Raw genomic sequence first — 649 nt, forward strand, 5'->3', positions numbered from 1 at the left:
CTGATTGATTACTATTAATATCAGCTTTCCAAATTGTTAAAGAACATAAGATGTTTCCTGCCAAAGCAGTACTATCATCCTTAGGGTAAAAAACCCTAATCAATGCTTACTTAAAAAGTAAATATTCATTAGGATTTCACTATCATTTGACACACTACTTAACCATTCATCCAATTCGTTTGGTGAAGGTAGTTTCAACGCGAGAAACGCAGTGTGCGCTAGCACATGAGTATCGCAGCGATTGAAAATAGCAAAACCAAGTAGAATTGGTAGGCTTGGGCAGACTTGAACTGCCGACCTCACCCTTATCAGGGGTGCGCTCTAACCAGCTGAGCTACAAGCCTATTATACAAGTCGGTCGGCATTGTGACCTCACCGCTCTTATTCGAGGGCAGGGCTGCAACCACCCGAGCTACAAGCCTTCAGTTTATCTGCGCCTAAGCGACTTACTTTCTTTACTTTAGCGAGTAGACAAATAACAAGTCGATTTTACATCGACGATAAGTTATTTATCACGACCACTTACAAAGTAAGTGTTTGCGGTAAAGAGTGGTGGAGCTAAGCAGGATCGAACTGCTGACCTCCTGAATGCAAATCAGGCGCTCTCCCAGCTGAGCTATAGCCCCATAAACTTGTGTCGTTCTTTATT

General features: G+C 42.7%; 2 tRNA genes. Both read right to left on the reverse strand.

Annotation, left to right across the window (positions count from 1 at the left end):
• Positions 1–267: 267 nt before the first annotated feature.
• Positions 268–344, reverse strand: a tRNA-Ile gene (locus AC27HD_RS18830).
• A 206-nt stretch (positions 345–550) separates the two neighbouring features.
• A tRNA-Ala gene (locus AC27HD_RS18835) sits at positions 551–626 on the reverse strand.
• Between the last annotated feature and the right edge of the window lie 23 nt (positions 627–649).

Source organism: Alteromonas sp. 4NS20-0143 (assembly GCF_057542855.1).